Below are 3,563 nucleotides of genomic sequence, written 5' to 3'. Positions count from 1 at the left end.
AAAAACCATTTTTTACAAAATTCAATGCAGATTCCGTTTTTATTTGAATCCAAAATTTAAGGATTGACTTACTATGTGAATTAATTTTGGCAAAATATTATTTGGAATCTAATATTAGCCCTATCCAAAAAATTGAAAACACCTATCCAAAAAAAAAGATGCAAAGGGAGCTTATACCCCATGCATCTTTGTATAGTTAGTGATTGATTGATTTATATTCTTTAATTCTCAATTTCCCCCCCCTATTATATGAAAACAGCTAATCATTATATTAGGGAGGAAATGAAAAAAAGCAATCCCAATCAGAATGCAAACCTTACAGATAAGGCCACTTCATCCCACCAAAGTCCCCCATTGGAACTGATATTGAAGGCTGGCTTCCAGTCGAGTGATAAATTTATTGGTGCATTGTCAAATTTATAATCCAAACCGATTATACCGTCTAAACCTATTACGGTTGAACTTGAGCCATTGTCTCCCCAAGGGGTATTGCGTTTGTCGGAATTCCAGGTACCAATATGTGCCCCACCTCCATAAAACCATTGCAAGCCCTTGGCACCATCTATGTCCTTATGGACTTCATATAAGCCTGTGATGATAAATCCCTGCCACCTAGTGTAGAGGATACCTTCTATAGCGGCTCCGTTTTGGATAAAGTGCTTCACGGTGATGCCGTTGCCCGAACCAAGCCTAAGCCCGATAGCTGTATTGTACTGTGCCATTGATTCATTGGCACACAATAATGAAAAGAATACTGCGAGAAATAGAATTTGTTTTTTCATAAATTTTCAAATGGAGAATTGATTTTTATCTTAAATAATGGGCGAATTAAATTAATTCTTTGGATAATATCGATCAAAGGGGGTTAAAAAGATATTTCACTTCGGGTGTGATGCAAATATCAAGCCTGATATCATGCGGTTCAACAGGTATTTCCGGTATTGGATTAAAAAACGACAATCCTACCTTAATTATTTCATTGCTCAAGGTAGCAAGAAATTGATCATAATAGGCTTTGCCATAGCCTACGCGGTTTCCATTTTTATCAAAAGCCAACAGTGGGATCAAAACCATTTGAATCTGACCACTGTCTGTTTTTATCATGTCCTTTGGAATCGGGATACCAAAAGTATCAGGTTTGAATTCCTTTGCATATGTTATTTCCAAAGTCTCCATAACCTTGCTATCCGGATTGATATAGGACGTATATAATACGTATCCCAGATGCTGCAGCTTCTCTAACAAGGGGAATGTGTTGACCTCATGCAACTTTGGAATGGGTAAAAAAATATGGATATGTCTAATTATAGGATTGGATTTCAGAAAATCCAAGACGTGATTGGAAATCCTTTCTGAATACTCCTCTCTTTTTTCATTTGAAATAGCCTTTCTCAGTTCACGGTATTCTTTCCTTATGGCTGACTTATCCATTGTCAATCCTCAATATCATATATGAGAAATCAAACGGATCAAAAAGACTTTGGATCTGTTCAATAAACTCAGGATGCTCCAAATAAAACCTCATAAAATTTTCTACCCTTTCCTGAGGACTTCCTGCGGGGTTCATGTATTCAAAAATAGCCTTTCTTTGTCCGATCTGAATCTCCCATTTCCGTTCTTCAGCCTTTTTCACTTTTTGGCCCAATTGATCTAAAATCTTCAAGGCCCTGACTTTTGCAGCTCCAAATGCATTGCCAAGACTTTTCTCAAGCTCAGCGGCAGTTTTTCCAGATTCCTCGAAAATAGACCCCAAAGCTTCTTTTTCCCTGTTTAGTTTGATATCCATGGAAGCATTCATTGAAATGAATCCTTTCTTCCACTCTTCTACGGATTGAAACAACAACTCATCTGATAGTCCAAGTTTCTGGATTTTCTTATCTGCTGCTTTATCCAAAACCACGGCAAAATTCCTTGGCATCAAAGCAGGAAAAGGTACCTCAAAGTGATCGAAAATTCCTTTCAATTGAAGCCAATACACTACTTCAGCCGGCCCACCCAAATAAGCAAGGTTAGGAAGGATCATTTCCTGGTAAAGGGGACGAAGGACGACATTGGGACTGAAATGCTCCGGATGTGCCTCCACATGCTCCATCAGCTCTTTTTCGGTAAAAGAAATATCAGTATTCAGCACCTTATATATATCACCGGATTTTTCGATTCTTTCCCTGATTCCCTTATCCATATAGAAAAGGTTGATCTCTCGGGGAAAAATCTGGCTTTTGTATCCAAGGTTTTCCAGTTTTTTTGTTTGGGAATTTGCAAGATCCTGCGGTATATGCTGAAATAAATCCTCTTGAATAGCCGGAACGAAAATCCTTTTGAATGCTGCTTCATTGCCGTCTACGATCAATAGACCCTTTTCTCCAAACAAATGGTGGACATATTTCCTGACTGCTTCTGACAATTTCCCCGAGCTTTGGTAGGCCTCCTTAAAGAAATCAGGAACAAAACCTGATACTTCTTTAAAAAACGATTTGAAACTTTCATCCAATTCAAAATCACCCACAGCACCGGACTGATTGGTTTTCCATTGGTACTTTTTACCGTCAAGTTTAAAATAATTGATTTCTTCAAAATCATGGTCTTCAGTCGCCATCCAATAGACCGGCACAAAATGGTTATCGGGATATGCTTGATTCAGCCTTTCTGCAAGGTTGATCGTCGACACAATTTTATAAATGAAATAAAGAGGTCCTGTAAACAGGTTCAGTTGATGCCCTGTGGTCACCGTGTAGGTATTGGAATCCGCCAATGATTGTATTTGCTGATTTGCAATTTCACTGTCCTTGATACCTTGGTAATGACGGGATAAAGTTTCAACCAAAACCTTTCTATGGGCTTCTTTGAATTTCTTACCCTCTATCAGTTTTTTGAAATTACCGATTTTTGGGAATTGGTTATAGAAAGGAAAAATCTCAGGCTTCTGATTGATATAATCTAAAAATAAGGCTGAAAATTGTCCGGTACAATCCGGATCAACTGTGCTTTTTATCATGGATTTGGGGTTCAACTTTCTCTTAGGAGATTCAAGACTGTTTAACTTCGCAACAAATGATAAAGTTCGCATTTTTTTTCTTATTACAAGAATGGAGGTTTGACGGTTTAATTTTATCAATAATTGTATAACAGATCGTAGTTTTTGAATGGGTAAATTTGTGAATAAATGAAGGAAGTGGGAAGTACGGAGTTGGAAGTTGAGGATTTGGGAAGTAGTATTAAAATTTATAGAAAATGAAAAAGAAGGAAATACCGGTTTTGGGAATGAGTTGTGCCGCATGTGCGCTTTCTGTAGAAAAAACCCTTTCAGAAAGTCCCGGTGTTGCTTCGGTATCTGTCAACTATGCCAACCATGTCGCGCTTCTCGAATGGGAGGAGGATACAATATCCTTGGAAAAACTTCAGAAAGAGGTCCAATCAACAGGTTATGACTTGATGATTGGAGATGTATTGCAGGAGGACTTGGAAAAGATGCAGCTTGAAGCGTATCAAAAACTCAAGAAAAAAACACGCTATGCGGGTATACTGGCTTTTCCGGTTTTCTTCATAGGCATGTTTTGGATGGA

The 3,563-nt window shown here is 38.1% G+C and carries 4 protein-coding genes; 1 reads left to right on the top strand and 3 read right to left on the bottom strand.

Annotated elements, in window-relative coordinates; all coding sequences use genetic code 11:
• Positions 1-302 precede the first annotated feature (302 nt).
• The 3 genes from ACZFYI_RS17410 to bshC all read right to left on the bottom strand — a co-directional run bounded on the left by ACZFYI_RS17410 (position 303) and on the right by bshC (position 2,995).
• Positions 303-782, bottom strand: a complete 480-nt coding sequence (locus tag ACZFYI_RS17410; protein WP_462525398.1) for a hypothetical protein — start codon at positions 780-782, stop codon at positions 303-305.
• Positions 783-855: 73 nt separating this feature from the next.
• The gene (locus tag ACZFYI_RS17405; protein WP_462525397.1) at positions 856-1,431 is read right to left on the bottom strand and encodes a 5-formyltetrahydrofolate cyclo-ligase; all 576 of its coding nucleotides are present in this window, start codon (positions 1,429-1,431) and stop codon (positions 856-858) included.
• Complete coding sequence (bshC, locus tag ACZFYI_RS17400) at positions 1,424-2,995, bottom strand: bacillithiol biosynthesis cysteine-adding enzyme BshC (protein WP_462525396.1); 1,572 nt, start codon at positions 2,993-2,995, stop codon at positions 1,424-1,426. The genes ACZFYI_RS17405 and bshC overlap by 8 nt, the downstream gene beginning before the upstream one ends.
• Positions 2,996-3,231: 236 nt before the next feature.
• Between bshC and ACZFYI_RS17395 the strand changes: the two genes are divergently transcribed.
• On the top strand, positions 3,232-3,563 hold a 332-nt coding region (locus ACZFYI_RS17395), incomplete at its 3' end, for a cation transporter (protein WP_462525395.1).

This window comes from Aquiflexum sp. (assembly GCF_977115555.1).
The sequence above is the reverse complement of the archived record's forward strand: the minus strand, read 5'-3'. Positions and strand labels throughout refer to the sequence as shown.